The sequence below is a fragment of the Paenibacillus sp. KACC 21273 genome, from assembly GCF_028736095.1.
Taxonomy (GTDB): domain Bacteria; phylum Bacillota; class Bacilli; order Paenibacillales; family Paenibacillaceae; genus Saccharibacillus; species Saccharibacillus kyungheensis.
The window spans coordinates 1,407,586-1,427,952 of record NZ_CP117876.1 but is presented as its reverse complement, the minus strand read 5'-3'; the positions used below and the strand labels follow the sequence as shown (position 1 = coordinate 1,427,952).

At 38.7% G+C, this 20,367-nt stretch carries 19 protein-coding genes; 4 read left to right on the top strand and 15 right to left on the bottom strand.

What is annotated here, in order from left to right:
- Window positions 1-16: 16 nt before the first annotated feature.
- From PQ460_RS06625 to PQ460_RS06615, 3 genes are all read right to left on the bottom strand, one after another.
- Window positions 17-847 carry an ABC transporter permease gene (locus PQ460_RS06625; RefSeq protein ID WP_274172119.1) on the bottom strand — a complete coding sequence of 277 codons (831 nt, stop codon included), beginning with the start codon at window positions 845-847 and terminating at the stop codon, window positions 17-19.
- 12 nt (window positions 848-859) lie between these two features.
- On the bottom strand, window positions 860-1,801 hold the full coding sequence (locus PQ460_RS06620) for an ABC transporter permease (protein ID WP_273613259.1): 942 nt from the start codon (window positions 1,799-1,801) through the stop codon (window positions 860-862).
- Window positions 1,802-1,935: 134 nt separating this feature from the next.
- On the bottom strand, window positions 1,936-3,492 hold the full coding sequence (locus tag PQ460_RS06615) for an ABC transporter substrate-binding protein (RefSeq protein WP_274172118.1): 1,557 nt from the start codon (window positions 3,490-3,492) through the stop codon (window positions 1,936-1,938).
- A 393-nt stretch (window positions 3,493-3,885) separates the two neighbouring features.
- Between PQ460_RS06615 and PQ460_RS06610 the strand changes: the two genes are divergently transcribed.
- Window positions 3,886-4,209: a DUF3817 domain-containing protein gene (locus PQ460_RS06610; protein WP_273613261.1), complete on the top strand. Its 324-nt coding sequence runs from the start codon at window positions 3,886-3,888 to the stop codon at window positions 4,207-4,209.
- 167 nt (window positions 4,210-4,376) lie between these two features.
- Window positions 4,377-5,684, top strand: coding sequence for an MFS transporter (locus tag PQ460_RS06605; RefSeq protein WP_274172117.1), 1,308 nt, complete (start codon window positions 4,377-4,379; stop codon window positions 5,682-5,684).
- On the opposite strand, the gene PQ460_RS06600 is transcribed toward PQ460_RS06605, so the two are convergent.
- A complete protein-coding gene (locus tag PQ460_RS06600) occupies window positions 5,652-5,885 on the bottom strand; it encodes a hypothetical protein (protein WP_273613264.1) in 234 nt (77 codons plus the stop codon). The genes PQ460_RS06605 and PQ460_RS06600 overlap by 33 nt on opposite strands.
- A 331-nt stretch (window positions 5,886-6,216) precedes the next feature.
- Here PQ460_RS06600 and dctA point away from each other — a divergent pair, with 331 nt between their 5' ends.
- The gene (dctA, locus tag PQ460_RS06595) at window positions 6,217-7,584 is read left to right on the top strand and encodes a C4-dicarboxylate transporter DctA (protein ID WP_274172116.1); all 1,368 of its coding nucleotides are present in this window, start codon (window positions 6,217-6,219) and stop codon (window positions 7,582-7,584) included.
- A gap of 135 nt (window positions 7,585-7,719) precedes the next feature.
- On the opposite strand, the gene PQ460_RS06590 is transcribed toward dctA, so the two are convergent.
- The 5 genes from PQ460_RS06590 to PQ460_RS06570 form a co-directional block, all read right to left on the bottom strand.
- Entirely contained in the window at window positions 7,720-8,748 is a 1,029-nt protein-coding gene (locus PQ460_RS06590) for a Gfo/Idh/MocA family protein (RefSeq protein WP_274172115.1), read from the bottom strand.
- 337 nt (window positions 8,749-9,085) lie between these two features.
- Window positions 9,086-9,826 carry an MORN repeat-containing protein gene (locus PQ460_RS06585; protein WP_274172114.1) on the bottom strand — a complete coding sequence of 247 codons (741 nt, stop codon included), beginning with the start codon at window positions 9,824-9,826 and terminating at the stop codon, window positions 9,086-9,088.
- A 138-nt stretch (window positions 9,827-9,964) separates the two neighbouring features.
- The gene (locus tag PQ460_RS06580) at window positions 9,965-10,717 is read right to left on the bottom strand and encodes an amino acid ABC transporter ATP-binding protein (RefSeq protein WP_274172884.1); all 753 of its coding nucleotides are present in this window, start codon (window positions 10,715-10,717) and stop codon (window positions 9,965-9,967) included.
- Window positions 10,718-10,766: 49 nt separating this feature from the next.
- Entirely contained in the window at window positions 10,767-11,435 is a 669-nt protein-coding gene (locus PQ460_RS06575) for an amino acid ABC transporter permease (protein WP_204823070.1), read from the bottom strand.
- 157 nt (window positions 11,436-11,592) lie between these two features.
- The gene (locus tag PQ460_RS06570; RefSeq protein ID WP_274172113.1) at window positions 11,593-12,444 is read right to left on the bottom strand and encodes an amino acid ABC transporter substrate-binding protein; all 852 of its coding nucleotides are present in this window, start codon (window positions 12,442-12,444) and stop codon (window positions 11,593-11,595) included.
- A gap of 285 nt (window positions 12,445-12,729) precedes the next feature.
- Between PQ460_RS06570 and PQ460_RS06565 the strand changes: the two genes are divergently transcribed.
- Entirely contained in the window at window positions 12,730-13,431 is a 702-nt protein-coding gene (locus PQ460_RS06565; protein WP_274172112.1) for an MgtC/SapB family protein, read from the top strand.
- 129 nt (window positions 13,432-13,560) lie between these two features.
- Here the strand turns inward: PQ460_RS06565 and PQ460_RS06560 are convergent, their stop codons facing one another.
- From PQ460_RS06560 to PQ460_RS06535, 6 genes are all read right to left on the bottom strand, one after another.
- On the bottom strand, window positions 13,561-14,178 hold the full coding sequence (locus PQ460_RS06560) for a hypothetical protein (protein ID WP_273613271.1): 618 nt from the start codon (window positions 14,176-14,178) through the stop codon (window positions 13,561-13,563).
- Between the two features lie 637 nt (window positions 14,179-14,815).
- Window positions 14,816-14,998, bottom strand: a complete 183-nt coding sequence (locus PQ460_RS06555) for an aspartyl-phosphate phosphatase Spo0E family protein (protein WP_274172111.1) — start codon at window positions 14,996-14,998, stop codon at window positions 14,816-14,818.
- A 309-nt stretch (window positions 14,999-15,307) separates the two neighbouring features.
- The gene (locus PQ460_RS06550; RefSeq protein ID WP_273613273.1) at window positions 15,308-16,609 is read right to left on the bottom strand and encodes a pyrimidine-nucleoside phosphorylase; all 1,302 of its coding nucleotides are present in this window, start codon (window positions 16,607-16,609) and stop codon (window positions 15,308-15,310) included.
- A gap of 24 nt (window positions 16,610-16,633) precedes the next feature.
- A complete protein-coding gene (deoD, locus tag PQ460_RS06545; protein ID WP_069329260.1) occupies window positions 16,634-17,347 on the bottom strand; it encodes a purine-nucleoside phosphorylase in 714 nt (237 codons plus the stop codon).
- Between the two features lie 394 nt (window positions 17,348-17,741).
- Window positions 17,742-18,923 (bottom strand): phosphopentomutase, encoded by a 1,182-nt coding sequence (gene deoB, locus PQ460_RS06540; protein ID WP_274172110.1) that lies wholly within the window; start codon window positions 18,921-18,923, stop codon window positions 17,742-17,744.
- A 246-nt stretch (window positions 18,924-19,169) separates the two neighbouring features.
- Window positions 19,170-20,354 (bottom strand): NupC/NupG family nucleoside CNT transporter, encoded by a 1,185-nt coding sequence (locus PQ460_RS06535; RefSeq protein WP_274172109.1) that lies wholly within the window; start codon window positions 20,352-20,354, stop codon window positions 19,170-19,172.
- Window positions 20,355-20,367 lie beyond the last annotated feature (13 nt).

Here is a 20,367-nt window from a genome sequence, read left to right as displayed (position 1 = left end):
TTTCTTCTAAGATGATTTAATGTTTATTGGATTTGGGATCAAGAACATCTCGTAGACCATCCCCCAAAATATTAAAGCTTAATACAGCTATCGTAATCGCCAGACCCGGGAATACAGCAATCCACCAAGCAGATTCCATCCAGTCTTTGCCTTCATTCAGCATCGTTCCCCATGATGGGATATCTGGCTCTGCACCCAGTCCTAGAAAGCTAAGTGCTGCTTCTGCTAGAATAGCGAATGCAAAAGATAAAGTAATCTGTACAATAAGTGGAGCCATAATATTAGGCAATACATGTTTGAGCATAATTCGAATATGTCCTACACCGATTGAACGAGCGGCTTCGATATAAAGAGAGCTTTTGATCGACAATACAGCGCTACGAGCAATACGTGCAAATATCGGTGTATAGACAATGCCGATAGCGATCATCAGGTTTGTTATACTTGCGCCTAGAATCGCCATAATGGATAAAGCTAACAAAATATCAGGAATCGAAAATAGAACATCAGTAATACGTGAAATAATAGCATCGACCCATTTGCCAAAATAACCTGCAAGAATTCCCATCGTTGCTCCGATAAGTAAAGCAACCCCTACAGCAATAACACCTACTCGCAATGATATCCTTGCTCCATAAATAATGCGAGAAAGAATATCTCGTCCTAACTGATCTGTACCTAGCCAGTGATGAATACTAGGCTTGCCTAACATTTCGCTTCCCAGTGCATACGGATCGAATGGAGCTATCCAGCCTGCACCACATGCGATCAGTACAAAAAAACTAATACATAGGAGGCCCATCATGGCGAGTTTGTTTTTGCTAAAACGATACCAAATCTCTTTCATTCAGAGCTCCTCCTAATAACGAATTTTGGGATTTAAGATCGAATACAGAATATCAACAATCAGATTAATGACTACAAAACAAAAACCTACAAATAATATCGTTCCTTGCATCAATGCGTAATCTCGATTCGTAATCGCTTGAAGTGCTAATCGCCCAATTCCGGGTAACGAAAAGATTTGCTCAATAACGACAGAGCCACCGATCAAATAACCAATCTGGATACCGAGTACTGTAATGATCGGAATCATCGCATTTTTGAGTGCATGTCTTATTAAGATTCGCAAAGGTGACATTCCTTTGGCACGAGCCATTTTCATATAATCTTCACTCAATACTTCAAGCATAGTTGAACGTGTCATCCGCATAACTACAGCAGACACCGCTGCACCAAGCGCAATACCTGGCATCCACATATGATGTAAGTTTTCGAGTGGATTTTCCCAAAATGAGATATACCCGCTGGAAGGAGCCCAACCTAACTTCAATGCAAATAATAAAATAAAGATCGTTCCTAACCAAAATCCCGGAATTGAAATTCCTAATAGCCCTACAACAGTTGCCATATAATCCGGTAGTCGATTATGACGATAAGCTGCCCATATACCCAGTGGAATTCCTATAAGACTGGCAATCAATACACTGATCAATGTTAATTCCAGGGTGACGGGTAACCGTTCAATAATCGATTGCATTACCGAATCTCCGCTAAATGAAGAACGTCCTAGATCACCACGCAGTACATTGCCAATCCAGATCAGATATTGTACATAAAGAGGCTTATCAAGCCCATAATAAGCTTTCAGTTGTACTGCTTGTTCTTCACTATAACGTGTTCCCAATAGAGCAGTAACCGTATCTCCGGGCACTAACCGAATCATCAAAAAAGTAACGATAGAAATTCCGAATAACACAGGGATAGAAACCAGAATCCGCCGGACAATATACTTCAACATCTTATCCCTCCTTTAACCAAACAGGAACTGATAAGGACAAGCCTGTCAGTTCCTTTGTTCATTTCTAATATTTACAGTTCACACGATATACGCACATCTTTGGATAAATACATCATTGTGTTCTATATTGCGTTTTACTGGACTTTGGTTTGTTTTAAGAAAATAGAAGTTACTGTTGGTTCTACGATAAAGCCTGTAACATTATTACGATAAGCGGCTGCACGTTCATTCATATACAAGAATACCATCGGAGCTTCATCGGCTACTGTAGTCTCAATTTGCTTGTAAATGTCTTTACGTGCTGCTTCATCCGCAGTCGTGCGGCCTTTTTCAAGTAAAGCATCTACTTCTGGATTAGAGTAACCTTGTTGGTTATACGCTTCACCTGTATGGAATAGGTTATACGTATATTCGTCTGGATCAACAAATCCTTGCCAGCCGACTACTGCCATCTGGAAATCCCCTTTACCTAAAGCATCAAAAAAGACGCTAGATTCTTGAGATTCCACTTTGACTGTAATCCCTACTTCAGCTAATTGTTGCTTAATCACTTGCGCGGCTTGTACCTGATAATCATATTCAGAACCAACTTTAAGTGTAAGCGAAATAGCTGGACTTCCTGCGGCTTGTAATAATTGTTTGGCTTTTTCTACATTCCGCTGAGCATATGGATGAATATCAGGGTATGCCCAATGATTTGGAGGAATATTTCCACCATCAAGCACAGTCGCTTTACCCAACTTCACCAGTTGATTGATCTGATTGCGATCTACCGCATTGGCAATCGCTTGCCGAACACGAACATCACGTAGTGCAGGATCTTTAACATTCAGACCAATATATTCCCAGAAAGTACCCGGTTCTGACTTCAAAGTTATTCCTTCTACATTTTCTAATACTTTATTTTCTTTTTCTGTCGTCTCCAAAATCAGATCAATCTCATTATTACGAAGAGCGGTTGTACGAGCAGTTGCATCTGCAATAGGCTTGAAATCCACCTCGTCCAAATAAGGTAACCCTTTTTCATAATAATCAGGATTTTTTTTCAATGTTAACTGTTGATCTTTTTCCCATTTAACCAATTCGAAAGGCCCTGTTCCTGCATCCACATTATCCAGACTATTGTTGTTTGCTTTTACAATATCGCTATCTACAATGCCATTCATCGGGTTCGCTAGGTAAGTAAGAAAAGGAGCCATCGGCTGTTTTAAATAAAATACAACTGTATATGGATCTGTTGCATCTATACTTTTGACAGCGGTAAATTGATTCGCTCGTACTCCTTTATCAATAATTCGTTCTATGGAATATTTCACATCGGCTGAAGTCATTTCTTTACCAGAACCATGAAACTTCACTCCTTGATGTAGATTAAATGTGTAAGTAAGTAGATCATCCGAAATCGTATACGATTCAGCAAGTCCCGGTTCAATTTCACCGTATTTGCCATTGTATTGCATTAATGTACTATACATATTTTCGATATAATGCATTGAACCTGCATCTGTAGCGGTATGAGGATCAAGCGTTTTGCCATCAGATTGTACTGCTACTCTAATCACATTTGATGCTGTAGATTGACCAGTTGTTGTTGAAGAGGTTGTGGTTTGTGTTGTATTTGGAGCTGAACTAGAACAAGCTGTCAACATAATTAACATTGTAATCAAAATTCCGCCTGTTATCTTTCTCAATATACTCACCTCATCTATAAATTGTTATATTTGATGTTTTTCATGTTAACAATGTTTACTTTTTAAACATACGTTAAATCTACCAAAATCGAAGAGCACTAATTGGTATAATTCCCAAACAAACTATTGACCATTGTCCAAATAATTCGGTTCAACTACTAAAACCTATGTATTTTTATCCAATATCAGCTGTTGAATAAGTGCTACAATTAAAGAAATAACGATTTTTGTCTATAATCGTTTGTCAGCTAAGTTATCATAAACATAAACTACGTATATAGTTTCTTATAAATAGGCACTTTCGATATTTTGTAACTTTTAATTGTACTTTTAGCAGAGTATTTACGTTATATTTGAATTATTAAAATTGTAATAAAGGAGATTGTACTTATTATGATCAAAAATGCTCTAAGTATGTTACGTGTGATTGGTAACGTGGAAGCGGTATCTTATCTTGCGCTAGTGCTGATTGCGATGCCTCTTAAATATTTTGCGGATATGCCTCTTGCAGTAACTTATGTAGGAATGATTCACGGGGTATTATTTGTAGCTTATGTAGCAGCGATTGGATTGACTTTGATTTTGCGTAAAATATCATTCAAACAAGCTGTATTGGGATTAATCGCTTCTGTTCTTCCGTTTGGACCATTTGTATTTGATCGTTACTTGCATCGCCAACATCAACGTGATGCGGTAGAACAGACTCAAATTTCTTAATTATTGACAGATCATCAGGAGTTAATATACATAAAAAGAGATAGATTAGCTTTATTGTGGCAAAGACAATTCTTTTGAGAGAATTGTCTTTTTTGTATAGTATTGTATATAGAAGATTAATAAACTTAAATACAAAGATAACGATTTGCACAAAGGAGACATGTATAATGCAACTGGAGCAAGAACATCAAGACTCTGCATTAAGACGCTTTCTTTCACCTGTACGTCAGTCTAAAGCATTTACATATCTCTGGTTAGGTCAGTTGATAGCCATGTTAGGTAGTTCGGTTACTATGATTATTTTGCCGATTCTAGTCTACAGTTTAACCGGTTCTTCTACTATTATGGGGCTTGCGATGACGATCTATATGTTGCCGATCGTCATTATTTTACCGATATCCGGTTGGATTGTAGATCATACTGATCGTGTACGCTTGATTTTACTGACCAATAGCGTCCGGTTTGTTTTGATGCTGAGTGGAGCAATATTGATTTTTACAGATCATCTGTCTTTACCTGTATTGTATGTAGGACTTGCTCTATATGGATTGATGGAAGGAATATTCCAACCTGCGTATTCTGCGTTGCGTGCTGAAATATTTACACCTGATATTCGAAATGCGGCGAATGCTCTTACTCAAGTCAGTATTCAATTTGTACGTTTATTAGGCCCGACTTTGGGAGGAATCCTTGTTACAGTAGCTTCTCCGGGAAGTGGATTCGCACTCGATTCCCTTACATATTTGTTCTCATTACTTTGCTTTACATTACTTAGTAAGCACTTTATATCCGCACGTCAGCAACAACAGGCAAATCAACAGACTGTTGCCAATGCAGACCCTACTAATTCTCTATCTGTAACTACCAAAACATCAGTCTGGCAAGAGTTTACCGCCGGGTTTGTAATTCTGAAAAAACAACCCTGGTTGTGGATTACAATTGTTATTTTCTCATTACTGAATATCTGTTATGTCGGTATTACAAGCGTTCTGATTCCATGGCTTTTCAAAATTCATCATCAGTTAGATCCTGTTGTCTATGGACTGGCTATGACATCTGCTGGAGTGGGCGCTATTATCGGAGCAGTCTTATTTGGTAGTCGAAAGCACTGGCGCAAACGCGGTTGGATTGGTTATGGTGGAGCATTGTTAAGCGGAATCGCTTTATTTTTATTATCTGTGATTACATGGCCACCGGGTATGGTGATGATTATGGCTCTGGAAGGATTCGGTTTGATGATGTTTGCTCTAGTCTGGGAGACCAGTCTGCAAGAGTTAGTCCCTGTAGAAAGCTTTGGTCGCGTAGCTAGTCTGGATATGTTCGGTTCGTTCGCTTTTTTACCGATTGGATTTCTATTGATTGGTTGGTTAGCAGATCAGATTGGAGGCATAATAACGATTAGTTTATTTTCGGGGATTGGGATGTTACTGGTGATTATCGGGTTATGCGTACCTGCGATCAGACGATTCGACTAAAAGGCATAAAAAAGAAGCATCATCGTGTGTGATATGCTTCTTGTGTTTTACTTTTTGTAATCGTTCTTGTTTGGTAGAAGTTATACGAGTATGTTGTGAGATTGCCGCATAATCTTCGTTGGCTTTGCGACTATACTCTGGAATCCAACTGCCACTGCGTTTAGCTTTACGAATAGCTTTTTGAGTCTGTGTACGTGCCATAAAATCATTCACTCTCCTGAATATAAATAATATTGTTCTTTATGAGTATACCATATTTCTCCAAATAGAATAAATAGTTGAATAAGCGAATAATATGTTACTTATTATCACATATTATTCGCTTATTTTTGTTTAAAACTCAAAATTTGTCGTTCTGAATTGTGAAATATACAAAAAAGGATAAAATCTATAGTAACCTCTTTATTCAAATGTTATAAAATGCTACATAAGATAATTGCAGATTGATAACAACAACCCCTATCATATGATTACTTTTTTATGCAATGATCACGTATCGTAGCCAAGCATTTGAATATCAAGGAGGTTTATTATGAATTTTTTTAAATCGTTGTTTTTTCAAATTATTGTAGCTGTTGTGATCGGTATTGGTGTAGGAATAGCCTTTCCCAACTTCGGAGAGCAGTTACAACCGCTTGGAACTGGATTTATCAAACTAATCAAAATGTTAATTGCACCTTTAATCTTCTTCGTTGTGGTAGCCGGTATTGCCAAAGCAGGTGATCTCAAAGCAGTCGGTCGGATCGGTCTCAAAGCAATTCTATGGTTCGAGCTTGCTACAACCGTTGCATTAATGCTCGGTCTGGTAGCCGCTCGTGTGTTGCGTCCAGGAGATGGAATGAATATCAATGCCAGTACACTTGACCCTAATGCAGTGGCAGCCAAAACAGGCGGTGCAGAACTTCCACATACTGTTGATTTTATTCTTAATATTATTCCGACCAGTGCTGTCGATGCTTTTGCTCAAAATGCACTGCTACAAGTTCTACTACTGGCTTGTCTATTCGGCACAGCGCTGGCAGCAAGTGAAAGTAAATTAAAAGATAATGTATTAACTCTAGTCGATCAGATTATGGAACTTATTTTCAAAGTAGTCGGTTATATTATGAAATTAGCACCGTTGGGAGCGTTCGGAGCAATTGCTTATACTGTAGGTGCTTATGGCGCAGCTACTTTAGCTTCTTACGGAATGCTTATTATCGCCTGCTATCTATCGGCAATCTTATTCCTGGTATGTCTGGGACTTGCTGCATGGTGGATAACAGGAATGAATCTATTACAATTTATCAAATACACTCGTTCAGAAATTATGCTTGCAATCGGTACAGCTTCATCCGAAGTAGTGATGCCGCGTATGATGGAAAAGCTGAACAAAGCAGGTTGCGATAAAGCCGTAGTCGGATTAGTCGTACCGACAGGTTATTCGTTCAATCTTGATGGCGCTTCGATCTACCTATCATTAGCTACCGTGTTCCTTGCTCAAGCTGTAGGGATCGACCTATCGTTAGGACAAGAGATTACGATCTTAGCTGTATTGATGCTTAGTTCAAAAGGAATGGCAGGTGTACCGGGTTCAGCATTTCTAGCGTTATCTGCTACAGCAGCAGCGCTGAATGCTTTCCCTGTAGCGGTTGTAGCGTTATTGCTTGGTGCAGATCGATTTATGGATACGATGCGTGTATTTACCAATCTTATGGGTAATTGTGTAGCTGCTTTTGTGGTGGCTAAATGGGAAGGCATGTTAGATACGAAGAAAATGAAAGCTGTACTTTCAGGAGAATGGACAGAAGAAGAAAGCGAGCAGATCGCTACTACCAAACATACGAAATCACCAGAAACTATCCCTTCTCCACTTGGTCAACCATTGGCTCAATCTTATACTGTATACGATAAAACCTAATGTAGTCTGCTAATCTAGCTACGAATATATCTAGGTATTACCGTTCTCTACCACCACAGCAAAAAGCTGTTACCTTTTAACATAGGGTAACAGCTTTTTGTTGTCATTCCACTATAGTCATTCTGGTACAACTTTTTACTTATTATCTAAAGAAATCGTTTTGTTATCCGCTTGAGATTGGAAAGCAGACAAAATCACTGATAATGATTTTTTGCCTTCTTCACCTGAAATGGATGGTGGTGTATTGGTAACGATAGATTCGATAAATGCGTCTACCACACCACTTACTTCTTGCTTCTCATTTGTGGAGATGGCTCCAACACGATATTTCTCAACAGTACCATCACGAAGCTCTACAATAACTTGATCATCAGGATCAGTACCAATTTTCATAATACCGTTCTCGCACCACAAGTAAGTACCATTATCTTCTCCACGATAAGCTGTCCAGCTCGCTACCAGTGTACCGATCGCACCGCTCTTCATACGAAGCAAGCAGATTGCATTATCATCCACATCGGTATCTTTTTTATCCAATGTGCCGATAAATGCACTCACATCTACCACTTCATCATCTAGCAACCAGCGAATCATATCTGACTTATGTACGCCTAGATCACCCATCGCACCCATGATTGCTTCATTTTTGCGGAAGAACCAGCTTTCTTTACCATCGATACTCCAGAATTCTGGACCTCCATGACTAAAAGCAGTACGGAATGTGAGGACGCGTCCCAATTTCCCTGTTTGCAATACTTCTTTCGCTTTTACATGTGGTGGCATAAGGCGTTGATTATGACCTACCATCAAGTAAACATTGTTCTTTTTCGCTGCATCAATCATAGCTTGTGCTTCTTCTTCAGACACAGCCATAGGCTTCTCAACCAATACGTGCGCGCCAGCATTCGCAGCCGCTATCGACATTTCAGCATGGAAAATATTCGGGGTGCACACGCTTACAGCATCGAACCCACCAGCTGCTAATAATTCTTTATAATCACTATATGCTTTGGCATCGAAACGTTTCGCATAACCTTCAGTACGTTCTATAATTGGATCAGCGAACGCTACCAATTCTACATTCGGATGTTCTGCATACTCTGGAATATGTCGACGTTCCGCGATACTTCCACAACCTATAACTGCTACTCTGACTTTAGTCATCGTTACATTCCTCCTGAAATATGAAGTTAAGTGTTCCACAGCTATCTTATAGTAATCCGCTCAAATTATCTACCTCTTGCGCTAAAGATTCTACATTTTCAGAGCTAAAAAACAGCTTTTTCTAGAAAATAGTTATCGTTTATCTACCATATATAGAACTAATTTTATTTTACGTTCTAAATATAGGTCGAATATCCAGAGTATTTCGACAAAAAAATCTAGATATTTATTTTTAAATTTAATAATTATAACGTACAAAAACGCCAAAAAATGTAGTTCAACCCTGTCAGATAATCAACAGATTGAACTACATTTTTATAATAAACGATATTTCTAATTATTTGGAAGTGATTGGTACTTTTGTTGATAATGTTTGGAATGTTTTGAGATACGTAGCCACTTGAGGTTGGATCTTTTTAAAGTATTTCAGATTCGCTTGATTCTCTACCTTTTTGGCAGCATCGTTTTCCGGGAAAATAGAGTATTCTTTATCTATTTTTCCTTTGCGATACTGAATTTGAATCAACTTACCGGTTGCCCAGTATTCCGCTATATTCTGGTTATCTCCATAAATCTGTAACCAGGTGTCTTTATCTTTGTAATTGAAGCTAAAAGCAGGATCTGCTAACGCTTGAGTTACCGTATAGCCATTTTGAAAAACATCATTTACAAATTGACCTTGTTGGATCAAATTCGCTTCCGTTTGACCGGCTTTACTTTTAATAATTTGTCTGACTTCGCCCAGACCGTTCCGTTGGTCTTTGTTCCATTCCCCTTTATAAGTAACGACAAATGTCCGTCCTTTTAACGTATATTTGTTTACATATTTTCCGGTACCTTGCCGGATTCCATCGACCCATTGTCCGGCATAAGATTTGGAATCACCCCAGCGAATCGTACCTGTTCCATTAGGTTTTCCATTTTCCACTTGTCCGTAATAAGAAGCACGACCAGAAAGTTGCAGAGATTCTTTATCCGTAGCCGCATGTATCGTTGCCGGCACAAATAGCCCTATCAAAGTAGCAATTATTATCGTAGTTAAAGCTATCTTTGTATATGTATGTACTAATGCTCTCATTGCTTCATCCCCTTTAGTGTCTCTAACGATAGAAAAAAAGAAAACCATACATATTCGTCTGTACGATTTTCTTCTCTCTAAAGCCAGTTACCTTTATGCTATTTTATACCCTGAACAGGTCATTTATAATCTAATGGATTAGATATCTTCGCCAGTCAGACGATTAAGGAACTGCTTAGCACGATCGCTTTGTGGATTGTTCAGTACATCTTTGGGATGTCCTTGTTCTATAATATATCCGCCGTCCATCAGAAGCACATGGTCAGCAACATCTGCGGCAAATTTCATTTCATGCGTTACAATAACCATCGTTCTACCTTCGATTGCTAATTGTTTGATAACTTTCAGCACTTCACTAACCAATTCAGGATCAAGTGCAGAAGTAGGTTCATCAAAAAGGAGTACATCAGGCTCTACAGCCATTGCACGTGCAATTCCTACACGTTGCTGTTGTCCACCGGATAATTGATGGGGATATGAATTGCCACGATCGCCTAAGCCAACTTTGGCAAGTAATTCTTGACTGGATTGGCGTGCTTCTTCTTTGCTTTTTTTCTGTACTGTAATTTGGGCTTCCATTACATTCTCGATCACCGTTTTGTGAGGAAACAGATTATAGGATTGAAAAACCATCCCTGTCCGTTTACGAAGTTCAGTCACTTCTTTGCTAGACACTTTACGACCTTTTTGAAAATTCAAGGAGCGATCACTTAATTTGATGGTTCCTTGATCTGGAGTCTCCAGTAGATTCATACAACGTAGCAAAGTGGTTTTGCCTGAACCAGAAGGCCCGATTATTACCAGTACTTTTCCTTTATCCAAGCTTACATCGATTCCTTTAAGTACTTCCAATGCACCGAATGACTTGTGCAAATTACGAATCTCGATCATCATCGGCTAATCTCTCCTTTACTTCTTCAATGACTACTCTGTATGATAGTTAGTCCGCTGACGAGCGACCTAATCTTTTTTCTAATTTATTTTGGAAAAATGATAAAATTGAAGTGAATACAAGATATATGACTGCTGCTTCGGAATATACTAATAAATATTCGTACGTAGTTGCTACGATTTCTTCAGACTTACGAAATAATTCTACATAAGTAACAGTTCCTGCTAGAGACGTATCTTTCACCAAGCTAATAAATGAATTTGATAATGGTGGTAAGGATACACGTGCTGCTTGAGGAAGAATAATTCGGCGTAATGCTTGTCCACGCGTCATCCCCAGAGAATAAGCCGCTTCCCATTGACCTTTATGAATCGATTGAATAGCCGCACGTACAATCTCAGAACCATACGCCCCTACACTTAAAGAGAAACCTATCAATGCTGCTGGAAAAGGATCTAACTCAATCCCAATCGTAGGTAGTCCGTAAAAGATAATCGCTAACTGCACAATTAAAGGTGTTCCACGTATAATCCAAATATAGAAACGTGCAATAAAGTCTAAAATTTTCACACCGGATAATCGAGCTAATGCTGTTAATACAGCCAAAATCAAACCAATAATAAATGAAAAAATAGCTAATGGAATCGTGAATCGTATCCCTGCTTCAAGCATAGGCCAAAAAGAATTCACAAGTATCTCTATTTGACGATCGTCCATATTCTAACATCCTTTATTTTCAACAATTTGGAGTGGTACATCATGTATATACTAAGTAGATATCTTAGAAAGGCTTACAACGAACAAATATCTTGACGAGTATTTATTCGTCAAGATATCGTTATCGTCGCATATATACAAAATCAAACTAAACGTATTATTTAGATACATCTTCTCCGAAATATTTCTCAGAGATTTTCAAATAAGTTCCGTCATCTACCATATCTTTTAACGCTTTATTTACAGCTTGAACCAAATCTTCTCCGCCTTTGTTGAAAATAGCTCCACTTTGAGAAGCATTTGCTTCTTCAGCTACAACTTTGATCGGTGCATCTGGTTGTTGTTTTTTTAAGTCAAGATAAGACAAATTGTCGTTAATCGTAGCTTGAGCACGATTGGACGTTAACAAACCTACAGCTTGTGTAAATCCATCTACAGAAACGATTTCTGCTCCATTGTCTTTAGCGATTTGTGCCAGGTTACTTGTTAAAGATTGAGCCGATTTTTTACCTTTTAAATCAGCAAACGATTTAATATCTGTATTATCATCACGTACAATCAATACTGCTTTGGACGCGATGTATGGATCAGAGAATAAAAATGTTTTTTGACGTTCTTCAGTAATACCTACTTCATTAAATACAGTATCAAAACGTTTGGATTCCAAACCACCAAGCAAGCTATCCCAAGCTGCTTCTGTAAATACAGGTTCTACGCCAAGACGTTTACTTACTTCTGTTGCGATATCTACATCAAAACCAGTTAATTTACCATTAGCATCATGGAACGTAAATGGTGCATATGTTCCTTCTGTACCAATACGCAATTTACCGCTTGCTTTGACAGACTCTAATGTTGCCGCTTTGCCAGAAGAAGCTGTGTTGTCTGTTGTAGCCGCTCCAGTTGTATCTGTATTGCCTGTCGTTGCTGTATTAGAACTGTTACCACATGCTGCAAGAACAAGCATGGTCAGTATCATAAACAGTGTAAAAGAACCCCATTTTTTCATTTAAAAAGACCCCTCTCAGATGTTGGTGAGCACGCTTATGGTTGGTGATTCACTACTTATTAATAACGTACTGCAAATTGTATAGTACACTGTCTTTCATCGCACGTCAACTCTTTTTCCGATAAAAATACTTGGTTTTATTAAAAGCGATCTAATTCTGTCATATTTCTTACCCTTTATACGTTGATTTGAACAGTATTTCTCTCTTTTAAAGCAATATATGTATTCAAAATTAGGGTATATACTTTTTAGAATAATGATCTCAGCAAGGAGGATTTTATCCAGATGATATGGATCACGTTAGAACATATTTTAAGAGTATTAATCGCTGGATTAGGCGGAGCTATTATAGGATATGAACGAAGTAGCCGGCAAAAAGAAGCAGGGATTCGTACTCATTTTATTGTGGCGGTTGGCTCTTCATTGATGATGATTATTTCCAAATACGGTTTTACAGATATGGGGAACTGGAATAATGTATCACTTGACCCCTCCCGGGTAGCTTCACAGATCGTTAGCGGAGTCGGATTTTTGGGAGCAGGCACTATTTTTATGAATAAGCAAAAAGTCAAAGGATTAACGACAGCGGCGGGCATATGGGCAACAGCCGGAGTAGGAATGGCAATAGGAGCAGGTATGTATACAGTAGGGATCGGCGTTACACTTTTAATAGTAGCTGTTCAATTCGCTATGCATCGCCATCGTAAGCCCTTTGCAGCGACTCGTGTGCCTCATCGACTAACTGTGCGGATAATTAATCATGAGGGGGCGATATCATCGATTCTAGACGTTCTGGATCAGCATCAGGTACGTGTGGTTAGTCTACATTCTGAAGTAGAACCCTCTGTATATCATCATGATGTCTCAGATACTTCGTATTTGCTGTTACAATCTTCGGTTCAACTGGATTCTACTATTCAGAGTAAAGATATTGTTCCAATCCTTCAATCGATTCCCGATGTACAAATGGTCAAAATAGATGAATAACTTTCAACTCACTTTTAAAAAGTACCCATCAAAAAGCATCTTGCTATGATCCAAGAACGAACATATTACGGGTTCAGTTCTATTAGCAAGATGCTTTTATTGTATGATTGCATCGAAATATTAAGATCATCAAAAGTTTTGCTTTAACTGATCAAATTGATGACGTATCCGATCTCGTACATCTTCTGCCCCGTTTTTAAAATAAGCCTGACGCTGGTTATTCATTCGTTGTCTGGCTTCACGTTGCAATTCACGTTCTACTTCATACGCTTGATCAATCTCTGCTTCGACATCAATCACATCATGGCGACATATGAATTGAGAACCTAATTGACTTAACACATAGTTGAATACGCTTACATTATTCTCTTGCACAATACTGATCAAAGCCATTTGTCCTTCATCTAATGAAAATAGTGTAGATTGAATCAGTCCCATTTCTTGTTCTGCGACTTCGTGAGTAAATGGCATACTGATAATCGAATCAATACTACGTTCTAATAAAACACCCAATGGCCCTGCAAAAATACCAATCATCGAACCTAACAAACCACCTGTTGTCCATTCGCCTGCAAGTGCTCCCTGTGTACCGAATCCATCCCAAAATACGACTTTGCCTTTCTCACGTGCTACAATAGCAGCTTCCAGTACCGCATATCCTTCTGTAATTCGACTATGTCGAAGTGTAGATAATGCTCGATATGCTTTACATTCATCTGTAAAAATAACGGTCACTACATTTTCCATAGGACACCCACTTTCTTTTGCTTATCAAGTTGTAAACGTTCTCAGGTAGGGTTAGATAGGTAGATTTAGAAGTAGAAATAAAGATCATCAAAGGATCGTTTCTTTTATCTTATGCTATTTTACAATTAAATCAACTTATTTTATTGTAAAATAGTAGAAATACCGTGAAATTGAAATATATTTCATTTTTAGTATATTATTTAATCTAAAGGAGGGTATATGATGTTACAGGGTATAGGTATATACGGGCTTATTTTGTCTATTATTGTATTGGTCGCTTTTGTGATCGCAGTACGTTGGTTGGTAGCGAAGTTATTTCGAAAAAGCTCTTAGATTAGTAGACTGACTTAGGATAAGATACACAGCTTACATATTCGATAGATACGAATGGAGTGAATACTAATGACTCAACCTCATCATTCATCTGCTGAATCAAGATCAACGATAGAAATGAACACAGATTCTTCTTTTAACAGTGTTACCGAATACAATCATACGATTCTAGGGGTTCCCGTACCGGGAATATCGAAAATATTTCGGATATGCCTGCTCCGATACGCTGGTTTGGCTATATAGCTTTTGGCGCTATTGCCGTAGGCGGAGTGGCTATTCTGGCTATTGGACTATTGATGTAGAGTTAGAACATATTCATATGTGTTCTTTGATAGAGGATAGCATATTGATTATATTCATTTAGAGTTACGTCTAATTGTTGAGATTTATCCAAAACACGATCATCTGAAAATCCGTACATTTCAGCTAATTGATGCATCTCTTGACGTTGTTGTTCTATTTTCTGTAGGCATTGGTGTAAGTTCAATGTGCCACTCTACTCCCTCTCATTTTTTCTTGGATACAGACAGATCTTTATCATCTTTATTATTCTGTTACTTTTTCTAATCTGATATCTATAAAGAGCATATAAAAATCGATTATTCTTTTTTCTATATACTTTATATCGAGCAGTTTTGACTGTTGTGTGAATAGTTCCGAAGTCTGCTTTATTCGACATTATAATCACATGTGCTACGTTGGTAGCTATATGCAAATAGAAAAAACCCGACTTTATTGAACAATCTGTTCATTAGTCGGGTTTTTATCATTTTACATTATATAAAGGATATATCTATTATTCCGTAACTGTTCCGTATACCAATGTTGGAGCGTCTGCATGATCTGCGATACGAATACTTTCGTATAGTTTTTTCAATACATCGTCTACATTTTCACGATTAGCGTGGATGGTTACTAGAGAGTCGCCCACTTTAACAGCGTCGCCTACTTTTTTGTTTAACATTAGACCTACAGCAAGATCGATCTCGGATTCTTTCGTTGCGCGTCCAGCACCTAACAACATTGCTGCTGTACCGATCTCATCCGCTACCAGTTCAGCGACAAATCCGTCTTCTTTCGCGGGAACTTCGATCAAGAATTTAGCTTGTGGCAAACGTTCTGGTTGATCGACAACAGATGCATCTCCACCCTGGCTTGCAAGGAATAATTTAAATTTCTCTAACGCTTTACCGTTAGCGATAACTTCTTTCAATTTTTCTCTTGCTTCGTCAAGTGAACTTGCTTTACCTGCAAGATATACCATTTGACTTCCAAGTGCCATGCACAATTCTTCTAGATCCGCAGGGCCTTCACCTTTTAGTGTATCGATAGCTTCTTTCACTTCAAGAGAGTTACCGATAGCTAGACCTAGTGGTTGGCTCATATCTGAAATAACTGCCATTGTTTTGCGTCCTACGTTGTTACCGATACTTACCATAGCATGAGCTAATTCTTTAGCATCTTCTGCTGTTTTCATAAATGCACCAGCGCCTGTTTTAACATCCAATACGATAGCGTCTGATCCAGCAGCGATTTTTTTACTCATGATTGAACTTGCGATCAACGGAATTGAGTTAACCGTTGCTGTTACATCACGCAAACCGTATAACTTTTTGTCCGCAGGTGTTAAGTTACCGCTTTGTCCAATAACTGCGATTTTGTTTTCGTTCACTAATTTGATAAATTCTTCGTTCGTGATTTCTACGTGGAAACCTTCTACTGCTTCCAATTTATCGACTGTACCACCAGTGTGACCTAGACCACGACCGGACATTTTAGCTACTGGAATATCCAATGCAGCTACAAGAGGAGCCAATACCAATGTTGTTGTATCGCCTACGCCGCCTGTGGAGTGCTTGTCGACTTTGATTCCTTCGATAGCCGATAGATCGATCGTATCACCGGAGTTCACCATAGCCATTGTCAGGTCTGCACGTTCGCGTTCAGTCATATCTTTGAAAAAGACAGCCATTGCAAATGCACTCATTTGGTAATCTGGAATTTCGTCGTGTGTATAGCCATTAATAATAAAGTTAATTTCTTCTGTTGTTAGTTCTTTACCATCACGTTTTTTTTCAATAAGGTCTACCATTCTCATAATTATTCTAGCTCCTTGTACGTTTTATTTTTGAAAAGAGATTGCTGCATCTAGTGCAACTTCCATCATTTCGTTAAATGTAGATTGTCTTTCTTCAGATGTAGTTTCTTCGCCTGTTAGCAAATGATCACTTACTGTCAGAATCGTCAAAGCATTCACACCGAACTTCGCTGCTAATGTGTACAATGCGCTTGTTTCCATTTCAACGCCTAGTACGCCATATTGCATTAATAGTCCTGTTACTGTTTTGTCGTCGCGGTAGAATGAATCTGAACTGAACACGTTACCTACATGCAAGTTCAATCCTTTTTCTACACCACGATCATACGCAGCTTTGAGTAAAGGGAAACTAGCTACAGGTGAGAAATCGTATCCGCCGAAAATATGACGGTTCATGCTGGAATCGGTACAACATGCTTGTGCCAAAATGACGTCACGAACACGTACATTTTCTTGCATTCCGCCACATGTACCTACACGGATCAAGTTTTTGACGCCGTATTCGCTGATCAGTTCATTGACATAGATGCTGATCGATGGCAAGCCCATACCTGTACCTTGTACAGAGATACGGTTACCTTTGTATGTTCCTGTAAATCCAAGCATACCGCGCACTTGATTGTAGCAGACTACATCTTCAAGATACGTGTCTGCGATGTATTTAGCACGAAGTGGATCACCTGGTAAAAGAATTGTTTCAGCGATTTCGCCAGCTTTGGCTTCAATATGAACGCTCATTTTATAAAAACCTCCAAAGTGTGTGTTTAATAGTGGTTGCTTAGGTTGATCCGCTACGGCTAATGGATTGGGTTCCGCTCTCTGGTAAGCATAGATATCTTGAAAGACTGCTGATGCAGTCGATATCTATACTTACGAGGAGAGACTACACTCCAATCCATTAGCCTTCGCTCTGTGCGGATGCAACAATATGATAAAACAAAAAGATTGGTGGTCAGCGCTGGGATTCGCTTGACCGGGTAGAGCAAGGATTAAATGATAAACATTGATATTGATTTTAGACATTGGTTTAGGATTGGGGTATGGTTTGATACTTCTTGTAATACCTCAATAGATGTGAGCTTCGTCTTTAGGAATTCTATTGTTGTTTGACCAACTTAAATCAATGTGTTTATTACTTAAGGTCAGACAGGAAGCTTGTTCCGTACTCAGGGCTTGTTACACCGAAGTTTTCGGCTACTGTAGCAGCGATGTCTGAGAATGTTGTGCGTAGTGGCAATTCTTTACCACCATTAGCAAAACGTTTGGAATATACAAGTAATGGTACATATTCACGAGTATGATCTGTTCCTGTGTAGGTTGGATCGTTACCGTGATCAGCTGTAATGATCAATAGATCATCTTCTTCCATACCTGCAAATACTTCTGGTAAGCGAGCATCGTATTCTTCCAATGCATCAGCGTATCCTTTTGGATCGCGGCGGTGTCCGAATAGCGCATCAAAGTCAACCAGATTCAAGAAGCTTAGTCCATGGAAAGGCTTCGCTAGCACATTCACCAGTTGATCCATACCGTCCATATTAGACTTGGTACGAATCGATTCTGTTACGCCTTCACCGTCGTAGATATCAGCAATTTTACCGATAGCAATTACATCTAGACCTGCATCTTGCAAAGCGTTCATTGTCGTCGGTTTGAACGGTTTGAGTGCATAGTCATGACGATTGGATGTACGTTGGAAGTTACCTACTTCGCCGATAAATGGACGAGCGATAATACGTCCCAACATGTACGGATCTTCAAGTGTAATTTCACGACAGAATTCACAGATTTCATATAATTCTTTCAAAGGAACAACATCTTCATGTGCTGCAATTTGCAATACGGAATCTGCAGAAGTATAGATGATTAGTGCGCCTGTTTTCACATGTTCTTCGCCTAGTTCATCCATGATTTCTGTTCCACTTGCAGGTTTGTTACCAATCACTTTACGTCCTGTTTTTTCTTCGATGCGTCCAATCAATTCATCCGGGAATCCGTCCGGGAATACACGGAAAGGTGTATCAATATATAATCCCATGATCTCCCAGTGTCCTGTCATTGTATCTTTACCGAGAGATGCTTCTTGCATTTTAGTGTAATAAGCAAGCGGTTGATCAGCTACAGGTACGCCTTGAATCTCGCTGATATTCGATAATCCTAGACTTGCCATATGTGGCATGTTCAGACCGCCATTTTCGCGTGCAATGTGTCCGAATGTATCGACATCAACATCTCCAAATTCAGCCGCATCCGGTGCTTCTCCGATTCCTACTGAATCCATAACTACTAGATGAATACGTTTAAATTCGCTCATTTGTATTACCCCTTTCAATGTTGTCCATATTCTATTGTGCTCGTTGCTCGTATACATTCCCATATCCAAAATGCGCAGTAGAGCATTTGGCTGCTATCATGCTTATGCAAAAATAGTGTACCAAATGCTCTATGTTATACCTATATCTACTTTTTGAAAAGTCGGTTCATGATATGAAGATGTAACATTGCTCCTCTAATTATAAACCAAACTGTATTGATGGTAACAAATGTGGAGACATCTTACTTATTTTAAGAACAACCCTGTAATTGTAGCAGAAAGCACACTTACCAGTGTAGCACCATATAACAGTTTCAGTCCAAAGCGAGCTACAACATTACCTTGTTTCTCGTGTAGACCTTTTACAGCACCAGCAATAATACCGATAGAAGAGAAGTTAGCGAAAGATACTAAGAATACAGATACGATACCTAGTGTACGTGAGCTAAGTTCTGTGTGTTTAACTAGATCTAGCATCGCTACGAACTCGTTCGATACCAATTTCGTTGCCATAATACTACCTGCTGTTACAGCTTCACTCCACGGAACACCCATCATGAATGCAAATGGTGAGAAGATATAACCCAAGATTTGTTGGAACGTAATACCGAAGATTAAGCCGAATAGACCGTTGATCATACCGATCAATGCTACGAAACCAATCAACATGGCTGCTACGATAATAGCAACTTTGAATCCATCTAAAATATATTCGCCCAACATTTCGAAGAAGGATTGCTTCTCTTCTTCTTGTACTTCTAAAATATCTTCTTCTTTGGTAACAACATAAGGATTGATAATAGAAGCGATAATAAAGCCACCGAATAAGTTAAGCACTAATGCAGTTACAACATATTCAGGTTTAAGCATTTGCATATACGCACCTACGATAGACATCGATACCGTAGACATGGCTGATGCACAAAGTGTATACAGACGGTGTTTAGGAAGCGCACCGATTTGTTTTTTAACAGAGATAAATACTTCAGATTGACCTAAGATTGCAGATGCAACCGCATTGTATGATTCCAATCTACCCATACCGTTGACTTTACTAAGCACAAGACCAATGTATTTAATAATAAACGGTAGAATTTTGAAGTATTGCAGAATACCGATCAATGCTGAAATAAATACGATAGGCATAAGAACACTTAAGAAGAATGGTGTAGAACCTTCTGCAAAGACAAATCCACCAAATACAAAACTAATACCTTCACCAGCATAGGCTAATAAGTGTTTAAAGACAGTTGCAAATCCTCCGATAATCCATGTTCCTACTACTGTATTCAGAAGTAGAAATGCTAAAATGGCTTGCAACACGATCATAACAAACAATGGACGATAACGAATATTTTTTCTATTGTTACTTCCCAAGTAAGCTAATGCAAACACCAAAAGAATCCCCAAAATTGCGATAATATAACTCATAAATAATTAGCTC

Coding starts and splice junctions, on each gene's coding strand:
- deoB (WP_274172110.1), bottom strand. CDS start 18,923: ATGAGCGAATTTAAACGTATTCATCTAGTAGTTATGGATTCAGTAGGA.
- PQ460_RS06625 (WP_274172119.1), bottom strand. CDS start 847: ATGAAAGAGATTTGGTATCGTTTTAGCAAAAACAAACTCGCCATGATG.
- PQ460_RS06590 (WP_274172115.1), bottom strand. CDS start 8,748: ATGACTAAAGTCAGAGTAGCAGTTATAGGTTGTGGAAGTATCGCGGAA.
- PQ460_RS06565 (WP_274172112.1), top strand. CDS start 12,730: ATGATATGGATCACGTTAGAACATATTTTAAGAGTATTAATCGCTGGA.
- PQ460_RS06575 (WP_204823070.1), bottom strand. CDS start 11,435: ATGGACGATCGTCAAATAGAGATACTTGTGAATTCTTTTTGGCCTATG.
- dctA (WP_274172116.1), top strand. CDS start 6,217: ATGAATTTTTTTAAATCGTTGTTTTTTCAAATTATTGTAGCTGTTGTG.
- PQ460_RS06620 (WP_273613259.1), bottom strand. CDS start 1,801: ATGTTGAAGTATATTGTCCGGCGGATTCTGGTTTCTATCCCTGTGTTA.
- PQ460_RS06605 (WP_274172117.1), top strand. CDS start 4,377: ATGCAACTGGAGCAAGAACATCAAGACTCTGCATTAAGACGCTTTCTT.
- deoD (WP_069329260.1), bottom strand. CDS start 17,347: ATGAGCGTTCATATTGAAGCCAAAGCTGGCGAAATCGCTGAAACAATT.
- PQ460_RS06600 (WP_273613264.1), bottom strand. CDS start 5,885: ATGGCACGTACACAGACTCAAAAAGCTATTCGTAAAGCTAAACGCAGT.
- PQ460_RS06610 (WP_273613261.1), top strand. CDS start 3,886: ATGATCAAAAATGCTCTAAGTATGTTACGTGTGATTGGTAACGTGGAA.
- PQ460_RS06535 (WP_274172109.1), bottom strand. CDS start 20,354: ATGAGTTATATTATCGCAATTTTGGGGATTCTTTTGGTGTTTGCATTA.
- PQ460_RS06560 (WP_273613271.1), bottom strand. CDS start 14,178: ATGGAAAATGTAGTGACCGTTATTTTTACAGATGAATGTAAAGCATAT.
- PQ460_RS06570 (WP_274172113.1), bottom strand. CDS start 12,444: ATGAAAAAATGGGGTTCTTTTACACTGTTTATGATACTGACCATGCTT.
- PQ460_RS06550 (WP_273613273.1), bottom strand. CDS start 16,609: ATGAGAATGGTAGACCTTATTGAAAAAAAACGTGATGGTAAAGAACTA.
- PQ460_RS06585 (WP_274172114.1), bottom strand. CDS start 9,826: ATGAGAGCATTAGTACATACATATACAAAGATAGCTTTAACTACGATA.
- PQ460_RS06580 (WP_274172884.1), bottom strand. CDS start 10,717: ATGATCGAGATTCGTAATTTGCACAAGTCATTCGGTGCATTGGAAGTA.